Source organism: Vibrio sp. 2132-1, assembly GCF_033344315.1.
Genome location: NZ_JAWPON010000104.1, coordinates 1 through 1,065, shown reverse-complemented (window position 1 = coordinate 1,065; position 1,065 = coordinate 1). Strand labels below are relative to the sequence as shown.

Sequence of the window (1,065 nt, the reverse complement as noted above, 5' to 3'; positions counted from 1 at the left end):
TTAACCACTCGACGCATGCGTGGCGACATAAAATACGCCGTATAAATAGCGCCTAGCACCGCCAAAGGCACTGAAAACAGCATCGCAAACATAGCCGCTTTTATCGTGCCGAACGCAATCGGCACCAAGCTAAATTTGGCTTCAAAGTTGTCACTGGCCGATGTAGATTGCCATACAAATTCAGGCTCTGGATAGCCTTCGTACCACACTTTCTGCCACAGTGAAGAAAGCGAGACTTCAGGGTAAGAGTTATCGACCTCTGCCACCTTTAACGAGTCATCATTCCAAGTAATCAGATAGCGTTCATTGTTCGACATTGCCGCCATCGCAGGTGCCTGTTTATAAGCTCGCTTAAACAACACCAGTTTTTCACTGGTCGTGTAATGACTCTGAAGCGTACCGTTAGTGTAGAAACTGTAGAATCCTTTGCGGTGTGAATCCGGCAATAAGTATTTAAGTTCAGACGCTAATTTGAAGTCACGAATATGAGTTAAGGTTCGCTTATCATTTTGCAAAGTATCAAACCATTGCGAAACGCGACCATCATTGTGCGTCACCAACAGGGAATATGCGCCCGCAAGCAAATCAATCGTTCTTACAGAATGCTTTTTATCCCCTTGAGTAAGATCGATAACTTCGCGCACCGTAAACTTTTGAGCAGCTTTGGTCAGAACAATTAACCCCAAACCATCACGTAAATAAAGCGTTTCACCATCCGGTGTTAAGAGCATCTGTTGGGGAGCGTCAAAGCCCGCAGAAAAGGAAAAATCTATCGTGGTTGGAGCGACGCCTAACGCAGACTTTTCTTGCCAACGCGCTTTGACTTTCCCGCTGCGAGTCTGCCAAACAATAGTTGGAGTTTGCGTTGATGCACTGAAGACAAATTGAGTCACAGGATCTTGCGCGTCGGTGAGCGTCAAATTCATATCCGTCGACAGCGCCCCCACTTCTGGCGGGCGAGTATTTTCTCTCAACGTCGCGTTGAATTCTGGCTTGAAGATATGTGCTAGACCTTGATCATCGACTAATCCATACCAACCAAGGCCAGGAGCCGATTGAGAAAAA

The 1,065-nt window shown here is 46.5% G+C and carries 1 pseudogene; it reads right to left on the bottom strand.

Annotation, left to right across the window (positions count from 1 at the left end):
- Nucleotides 1-1,065: pseudogene (locus R8N47_RS23725) on the bottom strand (phosphate ABC transporter permease); the annotation flags it as partial.